Consider the following 18,665-nt stretch of genomic DNA (forward strand, 5'->3'; position numbering starts at 1 on the left):
GATGCTAAAGGCAAAATTTAATTTAACGCTTCGCCATTTTGAGCTTGAGGCCGAATTAGAAGCTGAAAATGAAATACTTGTCCTTGTTGGGCCCTCAGGCTCGGGAAAAACAACGATCTTAAAATGCCTGGCCGGACTGAAAGCTCCTTCCCAGGGGATCATTCAAATCAACGATCGTATTGTCTACTTCTCGGAGAATAAAATTAATTGCCCTTCAAAAGAGAGAAGGGTGGGATACGTATTCCAGGAGTATGCCTTGTTTCCTCATATGTCGGTCAGAAAGAATATCTTGTACGGGGTAAGCAAGGAAAAGCGTCATGCCAAACCGCAGGCTGCTGAGGATATGATGGAGATGCTTGGTATCCTTCACCTCCAGAACCGTTATCCGCAGCATATTTCGGGAGGAGAAAAGCAACGGGTCGCTTTGGCCAGGGCATTAATGACCGAACCTGAGATCATGCTGCTTGATGAGCCATTATCGGCGCTTGATCAGGAAACAAGAAGCGGGCTGCAGCAGGAACTAAAGAAAATCCAGAAGCAGTGGAAAATTCCTTTTGTTTTGGTTACCCATGATCTTGCTGAAGCGGAATTGCTGGGGGATCAGATTATCCGCATAGATAAGGGGAAAACGTTTCCCATAGAAGAATATGATGCAAAGCTTTGGAGACATCAATCGCAAAATCCTTCCCGCTAAAAACGGAAAGGATTTTTTAAATGCTGCCAAAATGTTTATAAGTTGTAGACCATCCTATGGGTGTATGCGTTTAGAATTTGCGTTTCGGAAACCTTGAAGGATATTTGCTGTTATCACGGTTTCGGTGGAATCCTTGCTGCTGGTCAAACCTGCGGGGCTGCCTACTACGCAAAGGCGCTTCCTCGGTCAGCACGATCGGAGCAGTACTTGGCTCCTTCGTCAGCAGCTTCAGCGCAGCGGATAACAAAGTGATGGAATCGTTGTCCTCCAACAATTCTTCCGCCATTTCCTTGTAGCGTAAAATATCTTCGTCCTCGGCCGCTTTAAGAATTTTATCCATGGTCAGGCGCTGCTGACCGACCAGTACGTCATTAAAGGTTGGCAAGGGCTTGCGCGTAATTCTTCTTTTGGCGACCTGCTCAATCAGCCTTAAATGGCCGATCTCTCTCGGAGTAACAAATGTAATCGCCTGTCCGCCTTTGCCGGCCCTGCCGGTACGTCCGATTCTGTGGACATAGCTCTCGGGATCCTGGGGAACGTCAAAATTATAGACGTGCGTCACACCGCTGATATCAAGACCTCTGGCTGCAACGTCCGTAGCTACAAGAATTTCCGTAAAGCCTTCTTTAAAATGCCTCATAACCATATCGCGTCTGGACTGGGTCAGGTCGCCGTGGATTCCCTCTGCGGAATATCCTCTTTTGCTTAAAGCCTCAAACAGCTCATCGACCCGCCGCTTTGTCCGGCCAAAGACAATGGCCAGATCAGGAGACTGAATATCCAGTAAGCGGCAAAGTACATCGAACTTTTGTTTTTCCTGGACTTCCACGTAATACTGCTCGATTTGAGGGACAACGATTTCTTTCGTTTTCATACTGATAAATTCCGGGCTCTGCATAAAGCGCTGGGCTAGATCCAGAATGGATTTTGGCATCGTTGCCGAGAACAGCAGCGTTTGCCTTTGTTCGGGAACTTCCTTCAGAATGTTTTCAATATCTTCCACGAAACCCATACTGAGCATTTCGTCTGCTTCATCAAGCACAACCGTTTCAACCTGCTGCAGACGGATGGTTCTTCTTCTCATATGGTCCATCAGCCGTCCGGGAGTCCCCACAATAATCTGCGGCCGATTTCGTAGGGACCGGATCTGCCGATCAATATCCTGTCCGCCGTAAATTGGCAGGGCCCGGACACCTTTAAACTGACCAATACGGTTCAATTCTTCAGCTACCTGGATAGCCAGTTCCCGAGTTGGTGTGACCACAAGGGCTTTGATACTTTCTCTGTCAGGATTCATACGCTCAATCATCGGAATTCCGAAAGCGGCTGTCTTGCCTGTTCCGGTCTGGGCCTGCCCGATAATATCCTTGCCTTCCAGGGCAAGCGGGATCGTTCTCTCCTGAATCGGGGTGGTCTCTTCAAAGCCCATTTCAGAAATAGCTTTGGTCAGTACATTACTGAGGCCTATTTCAAAGAAATTTGACATGTTCAATGATTCTCCTTTTTTATTGAGTTTACCTATTTTATTATGACAAAAACTGCTTCATATCATTTATTCATTTTAATAAATGTTAATGAATAAATGCAAAAAGCAATCGTTATAATATCTAATCAGACCTATCTAAACATTTTAGCACATAACTGGAAAACAGGGAAGCTAAACACAACTGTTGAAATAAATAGGAAACAGAATTACATAAAAATAGAAGCATAAAAGAATAGAGACACTGCTTTCTTTCATTGCTCCTATGTTTAATACGTTCGGGAATTTGCTTTATTGAAGATCCACGCGTGCTGCGAATACCTTTTGGCCCTCCACAAACTTCAGGATGGCAGCACTTTTCTCAGGATTATGGGTTACGGGATCCACGGTGATTGTGCCGGTGATTCCTCGAAAATCTGTCAGGTTCTCGAGGGCTTCTCTGATCTTTTCCGTATCCATACTGTCCGCCTGCTCAATGGCGGTGATAATCATGTTCGCAGCGTCGTAACCAAGTGCGGCAAACATATCAGCATCCTGACCGTATTCCTTTTTGTAAGCAGCTGCAAAGTCTGCTAGGGCCGGATCATCCAAAGCAACCTGGTCCACATAATAAGCATTGCTCAATGCGGCTTTGCCGGCAATATCGGTAATTGGCCCTGTTCCCCAGCCATCACCACCAAGGAAGACTGTGTCAAACTCCATTTCACGGGCCTGCTTGATAATCACCCCGGCTTGATTGGCCCATCCGGGGATAAAGATCACATCAGGATTTTGAGTTTTGATTTCTGCAAGCATGACCCGAAAATCTGTATCCTGGCCGGAAGTGTATTCTTCGGAAGCGATAATTTGTTTGCCCGCTTTTTCAAAAGTATCCTGAAAGCCTGCTGCCAGACTTTTGGCAAAGGTGCCGTTCTGATCGATTATCAGCGCAGCTTTGGACGCATTCAGTGTGTTCAGCGCATAGGAAGCAGCAATTTTTCCCTGAAAAGCGTTGATAAAACAGCTCCGGAACACCCATTTGTTCAGCCCGGCATCGCCGACGGTAATGCTTTCGTCTGTACTGGTCGGCGTAATCAGCAGCACATTGTTGGCGGACACGACAGGGATTGCTGCAAGCGTATCCGCATTCGTCATCGGACCGATGATCGCAATGACTTTATCCTGCGTAACCAGTTTGGTGGTCGCTGCGGTTGATTCGGCAGCATTGGACTGATTGTCCGTACTGATGTATTCAATTTGGCGTTTAAGTACGCCGCCTTTTTCATTTGCTTCTTTAATGGCAAGCTTAGCTCCGTTTTCGCCGTTGATTCCAAACGCGGCTATTTCTCCGGTTAACTCAAAATTACCGCCAATTTTTATAGTCGCAGTTTGTTGAGCACTGCACCCGGATACAAGCATCAGACATAGTCCTGTAATCAAGGTGGCAGAACAAATTTGTTTAAATTTCATATTTTTTGATCCTCCTACGTTTCCAACCATTTTAATCGTATAGTTTATCGAAGAAAGTGTCAATAAGAGAATCATTTTAACAACGAAGTTTGCTTTTTACAATGTTTCTCTGCGTACAAGCAAAATAAAAAGAGACTTTAACCGAAGTAAAAGTCTCGCTAACAACCAAGTTGCCTCAGGACCGGGACATCATCTGCCGTAATGACGGTCTTGAAGCCGTTTCAGATAAGCTTGGGCTTCATTTTCTGTCGAGAATACTTCAACCCGGTCGTCCCCAATTTCAGCATCATCCCAGGTAAGAAATCTATCCTGCGAGAGTTTGGTGATATTCCAGCAAGTATCAGTATCGTTGTCCTTAAAGACAGTCGTTGTACTTGCAAGCATATGGCCATAATCCTCGAAGCCAAATGTCCTTGCAAAGGTGTCCTTCGTCATCACAACACTCCTCAGGTATCGTTTAAATCAACAACTTTATTCGCTAAATTTTTTTAAAACCTCATAATCTTTTATTTTAACCGTTGTACTGTGGAAATCAATCATCCCTTCGTCTCTCATTTTACAGAGCTCACGGGAAAGGGAAGGGCGGGATACGTTGATGAAATCGGCCAAATCATTCCGGTTGAGGTTTAACTGTAGTGTATGATGGCCTGTCTTCTTGTGCTCATCGAGTAAGTAGGTGCTGATCTTGCCCCGAAGACTCTTGATTGAAAGGTACTCTACCTGTTTATTGAGCATTAATGCCCTGTTTGATACGACCTTCAGCATATTCATGATCAATTTCTTATGGCTGATACATACTTTCTCACAGCAGCCAACAATTTTGTCTTGAGGAAAAAACATCACTGTACAGTTCGATTGGGCGATGACTGTGACGGGCCAGGATTTTGTACCGGAATAGGCGGTCATTTCTCCGAACATTTCTCCGGGTCCAAGAACACTGATTAAAACTCTGTTCCCAGAAGCTGTTTCTTTTGTGGAGGAAACATTCCCGTTTAAAACTACACCGATTTGGGAGAGCGTTTCACCAGCTAAGGTTAGGCATTCATTCTTTTTATAATCATGGATCTTTATATCCATGCAATGAAGAATACCTAGAATTTCGCTGGGCTCGATCCCGTCAAACAGCGCACAGCTGCTCAATGGCTTCAGCCATTTTTCATACATGCCCCACACACCTCTGAATCAATATCCTGTATCGTCTTTCATTTTGTCAGGATTTCTATGGATATTTTAATACAAGGATTATAACCTTTTTGACGGTGTATTTCCAGTGTTTTACCGACTAGTTATTCCAGATATTCCCCTCGTGGAGTCCGGATAACACGTTGGATTTTTTCCTCGTACCCACTGACCGCATTGATGTAGATTATAAATTCCTCCCCGCCTTTTTTTACCCGGAATTCATAACAGAAAGCTTCGGGCCAACCGGGCAGGGATATGACGGTCAGCCTGTACTCCTGGATGGAGACGTCAGAGCGGAGACGGGATTTGGCCTGATCGACCGTGATTTCCGGCAGAAGCGTGCGTTTGTGGTGAAACAGCCAGTAAGATGTTGCATCATAACCTGTGATTCTGCCATTATCCTTGGCAACAATCAACCGGATTTTATCAGGATAGACGCGAATGCCTTGTTCTTCAAAAACTGCGTCCAGCTGTATCATTCCACCAAAATCATTGACCGAAGTTTGAACAAGATTCTTCCATCCAAGATTTTGTAAGGTTTTCAAGGCCCGAGATGCTGTATTGTCTGCATCAAATCGCTGCAAACCAAGCGCTCTTTCATCCCGAAAATACGTAATTACCCCGCCTTTTTTGGCTACGTCGACCGTGGTGCTGTCAAATTTGAAAACATAAACGCTGAGAGTACCATTGGAGATGCCGGAAGACTGTGGATCAACGTTCGTGTAGCCAAGGGTCTGCAAAAAATCAGTGGCTGCAGCTTTTGCTTCTTCCTCTGTTACGGTCTTTTCAGGAAGGCCAAGCGGTTCCGACACAAAATGCGTATCGGCCTGACCCTCATAGGAATAGGGGGGATATTTCTGCAGGCCGGCATCGAGCTGCTCAAGCCCAGAGCTGACTGAGTCAGGGACTGTGGCAGTGCCTTCTTCTCCAATGGCTGAGGCAGGGGCAGTATTAGAAAGATTGGTTGCAGTACTCCGCTTATTTTTACTCATCCAGGAAATATTTCCTGTACTAAGACTGACATTAAGTTCTTGAACGGTCCGGTTAACGGAAATAAGTCTTTCCTGCATATTGGTCAGTGTTTTTTCCTGAGAAGCATCCATCTGCTCGCCTTTGGCGATTTGCTGCGTCATCAGATGGGTATATTCGCCGATTTGATTCAGAAACTGATCGACATAATTTAACCCGTAATCATCTGACGGCAGCAGAGAGAGATCCTTCACAGCCGTTTTACTCTGCTGCCAGGATTGACTTAAATACAATACCTGCTGGGTCGGGGTCCCTGCAGCCCTGCTTTTGGCCAGAGCAGTTTCCAAACCATCAAGATGGGTCACCAGGTCGGCAAAAGATCTTTGATATTGGTTTTCAGCAGCGAGGTCTAAATTTTCAGCTCTTTGGAATTGATTTCCCCCCCAGATCAGAGAGAGCGCGAGTCCTGCGGCTAAAGCCCACGGCCAAAATCTTTTCTTCATATTTTCCTCCTAACGACAAAAGATATGTTTGCCAATTTGAATAATTTGAGGTCGTGACCAGATATAATTGTTGCTTGTTTTGGCAGGGTTAAAAAAGAACAATGCTCCGTAGGCAGGGTCTGTCCCGTGTAACGCTTCATATACTGCGTTATAGGCCGAAGGAATAGGTTCATTCCAAATGGATCCGTCTGCCACTGGAGAAAAAGCACCAGGTTGATAAATAACATCCGGAATCGTATTTGGAAATGAGGAACTTTGGACACGGTTTAACACAACGGAGGCAACAGCAATTTGCCCGCGATAGGGTTCTCCTTTGGCTTCAGCGCTGACCAGACGGGCTAAAAGATTAATATCCGAATTCTTATATCCAATCGCTGTGCCACCGACTGTCACACTTTCCCCGGTTAAGCGTTTGAGCTCGCGTATGGTTCTGACTCCGGCTATACCATCTGCGCTCAGTCCGTGTTCTTTCTGAAACAAACGAACCCTGGCTTCAGTTTGACGTCCATAGATTCCGTCAATCGAACCGACCACATATCCTAGCATGGACAGCCTTTTTTGGAGTTCTGCTACCTCCGGCCCGCGGGATCCGCGCGAAAGATTGCGGTCTCCCAAGGCAGCATTGCTTAAGGAGGATGCACACAGCATGAGGGCCATCATTACAATAAGAATTCTTTTATACGTTGGATGGGGAGATAATGACATACAATCACCTCATGATTCTTTTTTCCATAGTCTGGCTTAAGATGCCCGATATTATCCGCTTTCCCATATTTTAATGTCATATGTTATAATACAATCGTACAACTATATTTTTATTGGATACCTGTGAGGGAGTATGGGCATGGATATCAAGCCGATTAAGAGCAGGAGAACTACAGAGATTATTCTTGAGCAGATCAAAAATTTTATGATTCAGGGTCAGCTGAATCCGGGTGATAAGCTTCCGACGGAAAGTATCCTTGCCGAAAAGTTTGAAGTAAGCAGAACTTCAGTCAGGGAGGCATTATCGGCACTTAGCCTGACAGGGATTCTCGACATTCGGCAGGGAGAAGGAATTTTTGTCAAACGTTCTCCATCCAATGCAGTGATTGAACCTCTAAGTTTTATCTTTCTGCTGGAAAATGATTTTGAAAAAATTTTAGATGTCTGCATTGCTCTGGAGACCCAAGCCGTTGACCTCGTTGCCCGAAACAGGGATAACAATGATATTGCCTTCTTGCGGGAGATGTTTGAAAAGATGAAACAGGATTTGCCTGAGGGTAAAAATGTTCAGAAGGATGATGTCTCTTTTCATCTTGCTTTAGCTGGGATGTGCAAAAATCCGCTTCTGGAACGAATGATTAATACCGTTCTGGATATATCTGATCAGGTTTTGCGATCGACGTATCAGCAGTGGGTGCGGACCTATTATTTTGAAAACAGACAGATGCTTTATCAGGAACATATAGAGATTTTTCAGGCTGTTGAGAATAAGGATAATGAATTGGCTAACCGATTGATGAATGCCCATCTTTCCAAAACTCAACAGGAACTGAAAAGGTTTGAAAGGATTAGGGATATCCTGGAATATTAAATATGCCCCCGGTATAACCGCGAAAATTCAATAAATATTTTAACTGCAAGCCCCTTGTTTTCAAGGAAACCTCCGGTTATAATGAAAAAAATTGACAAAGGAGGCGCTTTGAATGCAAAAGTACGAATGTACGGTATGCGGTTATGTTTATGATCCGGCTGAAGGAGATCCGGATGCGGGGATTGCTCCCGGTACAGCTTTTGAAGATCTGCCCGATAATTGGGTTTGTCCTTTGTGCGGGGCGGCCAAAGACGAATTCGAAGCTGCTGCTGAATAGAAGAATTGCAATTACTTTTTTTACTTTGATTTTAAATAAGGTCTGATCAGAGAGGATGTTATTTGGCATCCTCTTTTCATTTGAAAGCCCATGACAGAATTGGAAAAAAACTGATATAATAGCATCAGGTATAATAGTCTTGTCTAATTGGGCTAATTTATTTTTCCTTTCCGGAGTGCGGAGGTGAAAGATGGATGATAAGTATACTTGTCGTTGATGATGATCACAATATCTGCCAGCTGTTGGAACTTTATCTCTTGAATGAAGGATACCAGCTTCATATGGTTCATGATGGAAGTAGTGCGCTCGATGTCCTGCGAACAGAAAAAACAGATTTAGTGATTCTCGATATCATGCTGCCGGTCATTAACGGATGGGAAGTCTGTAAAATGATCAGACAGCTCAGCTCTGTTCCGATCATTATGCTGACTGCCTGTGATTTGATGGAAGATAAGATTCAAGGGTTCGAACTCGGCGTCGATGATTATATTGTGAAACCTTTTGAACCGAGAGAACTGGTGGCTAGGGTCAAAGCCAGACTAAAAAACGTTCAAGGAAATGAAACGAAGGATAGAGCAGATCAACAAGCCGAAACCAATGTTCTGAATATCGGAAATATCCAGGTGGATATGAACCGTTACGAGGCCAGACTGGAAGGCGAAAAAATAGAACTGAAGCCGAAAGAGATCCAGCTGCTGTATTTCCTTCTCAAGAACAGAAATATAGTTTTTACTAGAGACCAGCTGCTGGAAAAAGTCTGGGGCTATTCATATGAAGGAGATACCCGGACTGTTGATGTTCACATCAATAAACTCAGAGAAAAACTGGAGGGTATTTGTCCTAATTGCCGGATCAGTACCGTCTGGGGAGTAGGATACAAACTGGAGATTGATGGTTAAGAAAACAATTTTCTCAAAACTGTTTTTTACCTATCTGATCTTGATTATTGCGGTGATGGCTATCATTGCCGTTCTTCTCTCTTATGCGTTTAATAACTATGTATTCGGGGAAAAGCAGCAAGAAATGCATGCTGCGGCAGACGAAACGGTTCTGCTGCTCGGGAAGTATGAGCAGGCTGAGATAACCTATTCGGAACTAAATGATTCACTCGATATTCTGGGTTCGATGACGGGTTCGCGGATTTATGTAATCCGGCTGAATCAGGAGGTTCTTGCGAATAAGAATCTGGTACTGGATAAGAAACTGCTAGATGCATACCTGTTTGAAGATTTAAAAAGTATCCTGCAGGGCAAGGAGATTTCCAGGAAAAAGCAATACTCGGACAGGTTTGCCGCAGATGTAGCCTTTCTAGGGGTCCCCTACGGCCAGGGTAGCATGATTGAAGGAGCTGTTCTGTTTTTTGCTCCGCTTGACGAAATTTATGCTTATATTCAAAAGATCAATATGATCATATGGTGTTCTGCGCTGGCAGCAATTTTCTTAAGCGGTATCATGATTTATCTGACAGCTCTTAAAATCACAAGGCCGTTGAAGATCATGGAAGAGGGAGCTATACAGCTGGCTGCCGGTGAGCAGATCAATGATTTGGCAGTTCATTCAGGTGATGAGCTGGAAAAGATGGCAAAAGCCTTCAATAATATGAAAAACCAAATCAGTACGGCCGAAAATATGCGGCGTGATTTTATGGCAAGTGTGTCCCACGATCTGAGAACTCCGCTGACATCGATCAACGGTTTTGTCCAGGGAATGCTGGATGGATTGGTGAAACCTCAGGATTATCCAAAGTATTTGAATATCATTAAAACGGAAACAAACCGTTTGATGGGGCTAACAGGTGAAATCCTGGAATCAGCGAAAATTCAGACAGGGGAGATTACGCTTGCCAGGAAGTATTTCCTGGTTCGGAATACCCTGGAGGAGATTCTGGAAAACACAGGGATGAGAAAAAATCCTAAAAACATAGAGCTGATGATGGATTGTCCGGACGGACTGGAAATCTATGCGGATCAGCAGCGTTTTAAACAGATCATGATCAATATCCTGGATAATGCGCTAAAATATACCGGAAAGAACGGAAAAATCAAACTGACTGCAACACCGGAAGACTGCGGGATTAAATTGAGTGTTCAGGACAACGGGCAGGGAATTGCACTACAAGATCTGCCATTTATTTTTGAGAGATTCTACCGGGCAGATAGATCTCGGCAGGAGGTGGAAGGCGGAACCGGTCTTGGTCTTAACATCACCAAGATGCTGGTTGAGAAGCATGGCGGTAGAATTAGCGCTTCCAGCACCGATGGGCAGGGAACGGAGATTGTGATTTTCTTCCCTGGCTAGTACATAGAATTTTAAAAAGTACGGTCATAATTTTACGTATTATTTACAACTTATCTGTTTTGCTTTGATATTTTTTCTGTAAAATAAGGCTGTAGACCGATGGTCTGCCTGCCTGAAGTACCAGGAGGGTAGGGATGAAAGGTAGAGTGTTCTTAACAACATTCCTAATTCTTTTCCTTGTTATCATGCTGAGCAGCTGCTCGGGCCAAACGGATCAGTCGAAGAATTTTGAAGCGCCGCGAAACGGTGTTCAGACTGAAGGGCAGCAACCCGCGAACGAAGACGATCAGGTGCAAAGTGATGGAGTAGAAATTGATGAAGCAGGAACCGATGGAGCGGAAATAGACGGTACAGAAAATAAGGAATCTGATAATCAAGAAATTTCAGTGGTCGCAAAATCAGGAACACGGTCGGCAGATGAAGAAAAAGAAGCTGTATTAGACGAAATTTCCAGAGAGCTTGATGAAATCATTAACACTGTGAATGCAATGGATGATATTGAGGAAAATGATCTGAAATGATTGTAGGGAGGAAGCAATATGAAAAGAATAAAAATTGTGGTACTGGCTGTTATGAGTATTTGCTTAATCCTTAATAGTGCGCTTGTTTTTGCCAAGACAGATAAAATAACGGATGGCACGTCAAATAAACAGAATTTCGAAAGCAAGACTGTCCAACAATGGCAGAAGGAACTCAAACCCTTATTTGATGAAATCCGTGCCAATAAAACAGAGACGATCCATTTGCGCAATCAATTGATTCAGCTTCGCAATAACGCAGTTGCCAAGATCAATGATCTTAGGCAACAGAATGGGAATCTGACCGATGAACAGATGAAAGCCCTGCTTGCTCCGCTGAAAGACTTTTTACAAACGCTCAAGGAAGATAAAGCTGAGATAGATGGCCAGTTAGGTGACGTTCAGCAGCAAGTTGTTGATCTCAGAAAGGCTAAAAAAGAGCAGGATGTTACTCAGGCCAAAAAAACGCTGCATAATATTATTACGGTACAGGAACAAAGGATTACGGCGCTGAAAGCGACGATTGAAGATTTAGAGGATTTTCTGGATTAGATTCCTCGGTAAAATATTTGATGAAAGACCAAAAATAAGATTAACGATAAGCCTTGAGACACTGCGAATAGTAACGTACTATTGGCAGTATTTTTTTGTAATTTTTTGCAAAATGGACTGGTTTGCACTTCTGTGCATTTTTCGCTGGAAAGTATCAATAATATAGATCATAAAGCTAAGTACCGAGTTGACGAGGTACTGGGTCATCAATTTATAACAGATCACAAATATGGATCAAGATTAAGCTTAAAGGAGGTCTTTTGATGCCAATGAAAACGGCCACGATGGATGGCAATGAAGCTGCAGCACTGGCGTCCTATGCCCTGACTGAAGTTGCCGCCATCTTTCCGATCACTCCGTCATCTCCAATGGCCGAAGGTATTGATGAATGGTCGGCGCACGGCAAAAAGAATATTTTCGGTCAGCCTGTAAAAGTCGTGGAAATGGAATCTGAGGCTGGTGCTGCGGGAGCCGTTCACGGATCACTCGCTTCAGGAGCGCTGACGACTACATACACCGCTTCTCAGGGTCTGCTGCTGATGATTCCGAATATGTACAAGCTTGCCGGGGAACTGCTGCCAGCTGTATTTCATGTCAGTGCCAGAGCACTGGCAACTCATGCGCTGTCCATTTTCGGCGACCATCAGGATGTCATGGCCTGCAGGCAGACAGGTTTTGCGCTTTTGGCATCAACCAATGTCCAGGAAGCACAGGATTTGGGATATGTCGCTCATCTGAGCGCCATCCAATCCAGAATTCCGTTTCTTCATTTCTTTGACGGATTTCGTACGTCGCACGAGTATCAAAAAATCAGCTTAATTGAACAGGAAGCGATCCAAAAAATTGTAGACGATCAGGCGCTTCAGGATTTCAGGGATCATTCCTTATGTCCTGAACACCCCGTTGTAAAAGGATCAACGCAGAATCCGGATGTCTACTTTCAGTTCAGGGAGGTTTCCAATCCGTTTTATGAGAAGGTCCCGGATATTGTAGAAGGCTATCTGCGGGAAATAGAAAAAATTTCGGGGCGGGTCTATCACCCTTTTAATTATTATGGAGCACCGGATGCCGAAAATATCATTGTGGCGATGGGATCAGTCTGTGACACGGTTGAAGAGACGATTGACGTTCTGCAGAAGAGAGGGGAGAAGGTCGGGATGGTGATCGTTCATCTTTACCGGCCATTCTCGGCAAAATATTTCTTTGCTGTACTCCCGGCTTCCGTCAAAAAAATCGCGGTTTTGGACCGTACCAAGGAGCCGGGAGCTTTAGGCGAACCGCTCTACCTCGATATTCTGGAATTATTCAGGCACACCTCGGATGGGACTCCGGAGCCAATAGTCCATCAGCCGGTTATCGTGGGGGGGAGGTACGGGCTAGGATCCAAAGATACAACGCCTTCTCAGATCCTGGCGGTATACCAGAATCTGAAGCAGGACAAACCAAAGAATCATTTTACCATCGGGATTGTAGATGATGTTTCCGATACTTCCTTACCGGAGGGTGAATGGCTGGATACAACCCCGGAAGGGACCATCAACTGCAAGTTCTGGGGGCTTGGTTCCGATGGGACTGTCGGAGCAAACAAATCGGCGGTAAAGATTATAGGCGACAATACCGACCTTTATGCCCAGGCCTATTTCTCATATGACAGCAAGAAATCGGGAGGGACAACAGTTTCCCACCTCAGGTTCGGCACAAAACCGATTAAATCGCGCTATTTAGTCTTCAGTGCAGACTACATTGCCTGTCACAATCAATCGTTTATTTATCATTATGATCTCCTGAAAGGAATCAAAAAAAACGGTACCTTCGTTCTGAACTGCCCATGGCAGAGTGTGGATGAACTGGAAGAGCATCTTCCAGCGGACCTGAAGAAAACGATCTTTCAAAATAACATCCATTTTTATGTGATCGATGCAATTGATATTGCTTCCCAGATTGGGCTGGGCGGCCGGATCAACATGGTGATGCAGGCAGCATTCTTTAAGCTTGCGAACGTCATATCGATTGAAGATGCTGTCCGGTACTTGAAAAGCTCGATAGAAAAAACCTACGCCCGGAAAGGGCAGAAGATCGTCGATATGAATAAGGCTGCCGTCGACCAAGGTATCAACCGGCTTATCCGAATAGAAGCGCCTGCTTCCTGGGAAAACGCTCAGGACGAAAAAACGGAACGAAAAGAAGAGCCGGAGTTTATCAAGAAAATTCACCGGCCCATTGCACGTTCTGAAGGAGATGAGCTTCCTGTCAGCACCTTTCTGGGGATGGAAGACGGGACCACGCCTTTGGGGACAACAGCCTATGAAAAGCGCGGTATCGCAGTCCAGATCCCGGAATGGCAGATTGACAAATGCATACAGTGTAATCAGTGCTCCTATATTTGTCCGCATGCAACTGTCCGGCCCTTTTTATTGGATGATCAGGAAAAGGACCGGGCACCGGAGACATTTAAAACGAAAGAAGCTACCGGAAGAGGACTGGAGGGCCTGCATTACCGTATACAGATTGCGCCTCTGGACTGTACGGGCTGTATGAACTGTGCCGACATTTGTCCTGCTCCGGGAAAAGCATTAATCATGAAACCGGCCGAGCACGAAATCGAAATGGAAGCGGAAAACTGGGAATATGCATTGTCCATCCGGCCCAAGGAAGACCGGATCGACCGCTATATCTTGAAGGGAAGCCAGTTTATCCGTCCGCTCCTGGAGTTTAACGGCGCTTGTCCGGGCTGTGGGGAAACGCCGTACATCAAACTGCTGACCCAGCTCTTTGGGGAACGAATGATGATTGCCAATGCGACAGGCTGTTCCTCGATTTGGGGAGGAAGTTACCCTTCCATTCCGTATACGACCAATGCCGAGGGCAGAGGGCCAGCTTGGGCCAATTCACTTTTTGAAAATAACGCGGAGTACGGATACGGCATGTACCTTGGCGCTTTGCAGATCAGAGAGAGAATTTTCGCCCTGATGCAGGAAGCCTTAACGATGGAACTTTCCGAAGAAATTAAGACCGTTTTTAGAGAATGGCTCGATACGTACCAGGACGGGGAAAGGTCGCTGACCGCTTCCGCCAAAGTGCTTCAGGCATTGAACAGCAATGCTGCACCGAGTCATCCGCTTATCCGTGAAATATTGAAGAGAAAGGACTATCTCGTCAAACGCTCGGTTTGGGCAATCGGCGGAGACGGCTGGGCGTATGATATCGGCTATAACGGTGTCGATCATGTCCTGGCCAGCGGGGACGATGTCAACCTGTTTGTGATGGATACGGAGGTCTATTCCAATACAGGCGGGCAGTCCTCCAAAGCGACCCCGACGGCCGCGATTGCTAAGTTTGCTGCCGCAGGCAAAAAGATCCGGAAAAAGGATCTTGGCATGATGGCGATGTCCTATGGTTATGTTTACGTCGCTCAGATTGCGATGGGCGCGAATATGATTCAGACAATCAAAGCGATTACAGAGGCTGAAAGATATCGAGGTCCGTCCCTGGTTATTGCCTATTCCACTTGCTTCAATCATGGCCTTAAAAACGGAATGGGGATGAGCCTGGCTCAGCAAAAAAAAGCGGTCGAAGCAGGATACTGGCATCTTTACAGGTACAATCCGGATCTTAAGCAGCAGGGTAAAAACCCGTTTATCCTCGATTCCAAAGAACCTAAAGGGAACTTTAAAGAATTTTTGGAAAGCGAGATCCGTTATGCTTCTTTGAAAAATGTTTTCCCCGAGATTGCAGAAGATATGTTTCACTTAGCGGAACGACATGCGGCTGAACGTTATGAGAGCTACCGGAAGATGGCAACATCCCAATCCTAACTTACAATCATCCGGTATCCGGCCGGCAAAAATCTACGCCTTAAGCTTGAAAATACGTACTTACATCGCATGACAAGTTGTCAAGCCTTCCGGCAAGAATCTTCGATACAAAATAATTTTCGGACCTGAAGAATTTCCAAGCGCTTGGAGATTCTTCAGGTCCGAAAATATATGGGGCCGTTACAGACGAATTTACTTCCATTCGTTCGGCAACGGCCCTTTCAGTTATTGAAAGAAGATGAACTTCTGTCTATGAAACAACGGCCATTTTAACAGCGGTTTGTTCCCTTTGCTTTTTCGTTGCTCTGACGCTCAGCAATAGATTTACTGCAAGAAATACGACTGTGATTTATTTTTCATTGGAATCCACATATTCTTTGGCATCATGGACTTCAAGCTCTCCAGGAATGCCTACGTTTGATACAGGCTTCTTTGTTTCAAAGCGGCTGTTCCAGGCGGCGGTGGTATGTTTCTCAACAGGGTTCGCCATAAAAGTTTCCTTCTTTTTATTATTGACCACGTTTCTATTCCTCCGCTACGCTTTATCCGGGGACCGTCTTCGATCTTCAGCCATCCGGCCGATGGTCTGAAGACCGGTAAAAGCAATCGAACCTGCCGGCATCGGATGGGCATTGTTCAGGTGGCCCCAGGCAAGTGAGTTATTGGTCGTCAGTATTTCTTTGACTTTACGTCTGTCTTTTGCCATCGTGTGATTCACCTCACCAAAATGATTTGTTACATGTAGTTTCTGAAATTTGTTTAAAAAAATACACAGTCATCAATGGAAAATGATGACTGTGTATTTTTTTAGAAGTCGTTATTTTACCCGCATTTGGAATATCCGCAGTGAATACAGACCATGCAGCCGCTTTCGTGATTTACGGGCATTCCGCATTCAGGGCAGGCATTGTCGATCGCGACGGTGGCCTGAGCTTTTTTAATGACAGCTTTTTCAGTTTTTTTCAAATCATCCGAAAGAATAGGTTCTTCCGTTTTATTGCGGTTGATAATTGCAGAATTACCGTTTACGCCGATATCCTTATACTTTTTGATTACCCGCGAAATTGCATCAGGGCACGAGGTGACGTTGACACCTTCTCTTCGGATACAGGCGGGGCAGCGAATTCCACGAATCTGCTCAATGATAGCATCAACAGAGATGCCCGAACGCATCGCAATTGAGATTAGACGTGAGGTTGCTTCGGATTGGGAGGAACAGCCGCCGGCTCTTCCCGTATTGGTAAACACTTCACAGATACTGGTTTCATCGGCGTTTACGCTAACATAGAGATTACCGCAGCCAATTTTAATCTTTTCAGTGACGCCGACAGTCACCGGTGGGCGGGGCCTCGGCTTAATGGTCGGCACCGGTGCAGATACGGTTAATTCAGATTCAGCGGTGGTCTCGGGTTTTGCAGTTGTCCCGGGTTCAGCCGTTGTTTTGGAATCAGCCGCCGGATTGGTAGTTTCTTTCGTTCCGGCAGAAAGAACCTGCTGCTCACGGCTGCCGTCCCGATAGACCGTAATACCTTTGCAGCCAAGCTCAAAGGCCAGGCGAAACGCTTCTGCAACATCTTTGCAGGTAGCTGAGTTCGCAAAGTTAATGGTTTTGGAAACCGCATTATCCGTATATTTTTGAAAAGCAGCCTGAATCCGGATATGCCATTCAGGAGAGATCTCCTGTGCAGTAACAAAGACCTTCTGTACCCATTCCGGGACTTCCGGCAAACCGGAGACGTTACCGCGTTCGGCAATTTTGGCCATAAGATCCTTTGAGTAAAAACCATACTTATGCGCATAATCTTCAAAAAGCGGATTGACTTCAATAAGAGCCGTACCGTCCATGACCGTTTTGGTATAGGCCACAGCAAAAAGTGGCTCTACGCCGCTGGAAGAACCGCAGATCATCGATATCGTCCCTGTCGGGGCAACCGTAGTCAGTGTAGCATTGCGTAATTCAATCTTGCCGTCATAAATGGAACCCTGATAATTAGGAAAGGTACCGCGTTCCTTGGCCAGTCGCTGGGACTCTATACGGGATTCGGTACGGATGAATTCCATAATCTTTTCGGCGAAGGCTGTGCCTTCTTCGGAAATATAGGATGTCTGCAGAAGAATCAGCAAATCTGCAAAACCCATTACACCCAGGCCAATTTTACGATTTCCTTTGACCATTTCTTCGATCACAGGAAGAGGATATTGGTTAACATCAATCACATCATCGAGAAAACGGGTTGCGAGTCTTGTGACGTAACCCAAACGCTCCCAGTCAATGACGGTCTTTCCGTCCTTTTCCGCCGTCATTAGTTTTAAATTAATGGAGCCAAGATTGCACGCTTCATTGGGGAGTAAGGGTTGTTCGCCACAGGGGTTGGTAGCCTCAATCACACCGACATGCGGCGTCGGATTATCTCGGTTCATTTGGTCAATAAAGATCATGCCCGGCTCGCCGTTCCGCCAAGCATGGTCCACAATTTTAGTGAAAACTTGTTTGGCAGGGAGCTTGCCTGCCGGCTTACCCGAATGGGGATCAATCAGATCATATTCGGTGTTATTTTCCACAGCTTTCATAAATGATTCCGTTACAGCAACCGAAATATTGAAATTGTTGATATCCCGGTTATCTTCTTTGCAGCTGATAAATTCTAGTATATCCGGGTGGTCGATCCGAAGAATGCCCATGTTGGCACCGCGTCTTGTTCCTCCTTGCTTGACAGCCTCCGTAGCGGCATTAAAAACTTTCATAAACGAAACAGGACCGGAAGCAACCCCGCCGGTGGAACGCACCATGCTGTTCTTCTGGCGCAGCCGGGAAAAGTTAAAGCCTGTTCCGCCACCTGACTTATGGATGATTGCTGCATGTTTCAGTGCATCAAATATATCCTCCATACTGTCCCCGACCGGCAAAACAAAGCAAGCACTTAACTGTCCAAGGTCACGCCCGGCGTTCATCAGTGTTGGTGAATTCGGCATAAACTCCAAATTAGCCATGACGGTGTAAAATTCTTTGGTCAAATCCTGAATTTCCTGCGGATTCTTACCATACTTTTCTTCAGCGCCGGCAATGACCGAAGCAACCCGGTAAAACATGGCTTCCGGCGTCTCACATTTTTGGTCATTTTCCTGCTTCAAATATCTCCGTTCCAGGACAACTCTGGCATTCGGCGAAAGATTGGCTTTGGGCCACTTTTTCCAGACTTCCGTATTGTTACGCAATGTTTATACCTCCAAAATTCATTCGGACGATAAATCCGGTTAGCAGACTACAAGTAGTACTATATCAAGTTTACAGATACTATATCTGGTAGTCAAGGGGGTAAAATGGAAAATTAATCATAAAAAATAAATA

At 45.3% G+C, this 18,665-nt stretch carries 17 protein-coding genes; 8 read left to right on the forward strand and 9 right to left on the reverse strand.

The window, feature by feature from the left end; all coding sequences use genetic code 11:
• Position 1 precedes the first annotated feature (1 nt).
• Entirely contained in the window at positions 2-694 is a 693-nt protein-coding gene (locus A7K50_RS09000) for an ATP-binding cassette domain-containing protein (RefSeq protein WP_119775700.1), read from the forward strand.
• Between the two features lie 70 nt (positions 695-764).
• Here the strand turns inward: A7K50_RS09000 and A7K50_RS09005 are convergent, their stop codons facing one another.
• From A7K50_RS09005 to sleB, 6 genes are all read right to left on the reverse strand, one after another.
• Positions 765-2,180, reverse strand: coding sequence for a DEAD/DEAH box helicase (locus A7K50_RS09005; RefSeq protein WP_119775702.1), 1,416 nt, complete (start codon positions 2,178-2,180; stop codon positions 765-767).
• A gap of 288 nt (positions 2,181-2,468) precedes the next feature.
• On the reverse strand, positions 2,469-3,626 hold the full coding sequence (locus A7K50_RS09010) for an ABC transporter substrate-binding protein (protein WP_119775704.1): 1,158 nt from the start codon (positions 3,624-3,626) through the stop codon (positions 2,469-2,471).
• A gap of 189 nt (positions 3,627-3,815) precedes the next feature.
• Complete coding sequence (locus tag A7K50_RS09015; RefSeq protein WP_119775706.1) at positions 3,816-4,061, reverse strand: hypothetical protein; 246 nt, start codon at positions 4,059-4,061, stop codon at positions 3,816-3,818.
• A 36-nt stretch (positions 4,062-4,097) separates the two neighbouring features.
• Complete coding sequence (locus A7K50_RS09020) at positions 4,098-4,790, reverse strand: Crp/Fnr family transcriptional regulator (protein WP_119775708.1); 693 nt, start codon at positions 4,788-4,790, stop codon at positions 4,098-4,100.
• 122 nt (positions 4,791-4,912) lie between these two features.
• Positions 4,913-6,280 (reverse strand): PepSY1/2 domain-containing protein, encoded by a 1,368-nt coding sequence (locus A7K50_RS09025; protein ID WP_119775710.1) that lies wholly within the window; start codon positions 6,278-6,280, stop codon positions 4,913-4,915.
• A 9-nt stretch (positions 6,281-6,289) separates the two neighbouring features.
• The gene (sleB, locus tag A7K50_RS09030; RefSeq protein ID WP_119775712.1) at positions 6,290-6,985 is read right to left on the reverse strand and encodes a spore cortex-lytic enzyme; all 696 of its coding nucleotides are present in this window, start codon (positions 6,983-6,985) and stop codon (positions 6,290-6,292) included.
• Positions 6,986-7,124: 139 nt separating this feature from the next.
• On the opposite strand from sleB, the gene A7K50_RS09035 reads away from it, so the two are divergent.
• The 7 genes from A7K50_RS09035 to nifJ all read left to right on the forward strand — a co-directional run bounded on the left by A7K50_RS09035 (position 7,125) and on the right by nifJ (position 15,316).
• The gene (locus A7K50_RS09035; RefSeq protein ID WP_119775714.1) at positions 7,125-7,856 is read left to right on the forward strand and encodes a FadR/GntR family transcriptional regulator; all 732 of its coding nucleotides are present in this window, start codon (positions 7,125-7,127) and stop codon (positions 7,854-7,856) included.
• A 112-nt stretch (positions 7,857-7,968) separates the two neighbouring features.
• Positions 7,969-8,133 (forward strand): rubredoxin, encoded by a 165-nt coding sequence (rd, locus tag A7K50_RS09040; protein ID WP_083916792.1) that lies wholly within the window; start codon positions 7,969-7,971, stop codon positions 8,131-8,133.
• Between the two features lie 194 nt (positions 8,134-8,327).
• Positions 8,328-9,032: a response regulator transcription factor gene (locus tag A7K50_RS09045; RefSeq protein WP_020492416.1), complete on the forward strand. Its 705-nt coding sequence runs from the start codon at positions 8,328-8,330 to the stop codon at positions 9,030-9,032.
• Positions 9,025-10,431: a HAMP domain-containing sensor histidine kinase gene (locus A7K50_RS09050; protein ID WP_119775716.1), complete on the forward strand. Its 1,407-nt coding sequence runs from the start codon at positions 9,025-9,027 to the stop codon at positions 10,429-10,431. The genes A7K50_RS09045 and A7K50_RS09050 overlap by 8 nt, the downstream gene beginning before the upstream one ends.
• 134 nt (positions 10,432-10,565) lie before the next feature.
• Positions 10,566-10,952, forward strand: a complete 387-nt coding sequence (locus A7K50_RS09055; RefSeq protein ID WP_119775718.1) for a hypothetical protein — start codon at positions 10,566-10,568, stop codon at positions 10,950-10,952.
• 18 nt (positions 10,953-10,970) lie between these two features.
• Entirely contained in the window at positions 10,971-11,501 is a 531-nt protein-coding gene (locus tag A7K50_RS09060; protein ID WP_119775720.1) for a hypothetical protein, read from the forward strand.
• Between the two features lie 263 nt (positions 11,502-11,764).
• A complete protein-coding gene (gene nifJ, locus A7K50_RS09065) occupies positions 11,765-15,316 on the forward strand; it encodes a pyruvate:ferredoxin (flavodoxin) oxidoreductase (RefSeq protein ID WP_119775722.1) in 3,552 nt (1,183 codons plus the stop codon).
• A 349-nt stretch (positions 15,317-15,665) separates the two neighbouring features.
• Here the strand turns inward: nifJ and A7K50_RS09070 are convergent, their stop codons facing one another.
• The 3 genes from A7K50_RS09070 to A7K50_RS09075 all read right to left on the reverse strand — a co-directional run bounded on the left by A7K50_RS09070 (position 15,666) and on the right by A7K50_RS09075 (position 18,532).
• Entirely contained in the window at positions 15,666-15,836 is a 171-nt protein-coding gene (locus tag A7K50_RS09070; protein ID WP_119775725.1) for a DUF3787 domain-containing protein, read from the reverse strand.
• A 15-nt stretch (positions 15,837-15,851) separates the two neighbouring features.
• A complete protein-coding gene (locus A7K50_RS14195; protein WP_165904942.1) occupies positions 15,852-16,022 on the reverse strand; it encodes a hypothetical protein in 171 nt (56 codons plus the stop codon).
• A 116-nt stretch (positions 16,023-16,138) separates the two neighbouring features.
• Positions 16,139-18,532: a vitamin B12-dependent ribonucleotide reductase gene (locus A7K50_RS09075; RefSeq protein WP_119775727.1), complete on the reverse strand. Its 2,394-nt coding sequence runs from the start codon at positions 18,530-18,532 to the stop codon at positions 16,139-16,141.
• Between the last annotated feature and the right edge of the window lie 133 nt (positions 18,533-18,665).

The organism is Dehalobacter sp. MCB1, from assembly GCF_003590275.1.
Taxonomy (GTDB): Bacteria; Bacillota; Desulfitobacteriia; order Desulfitobacteriales; family Syntrophobotulaceae; genus Dehalobacter.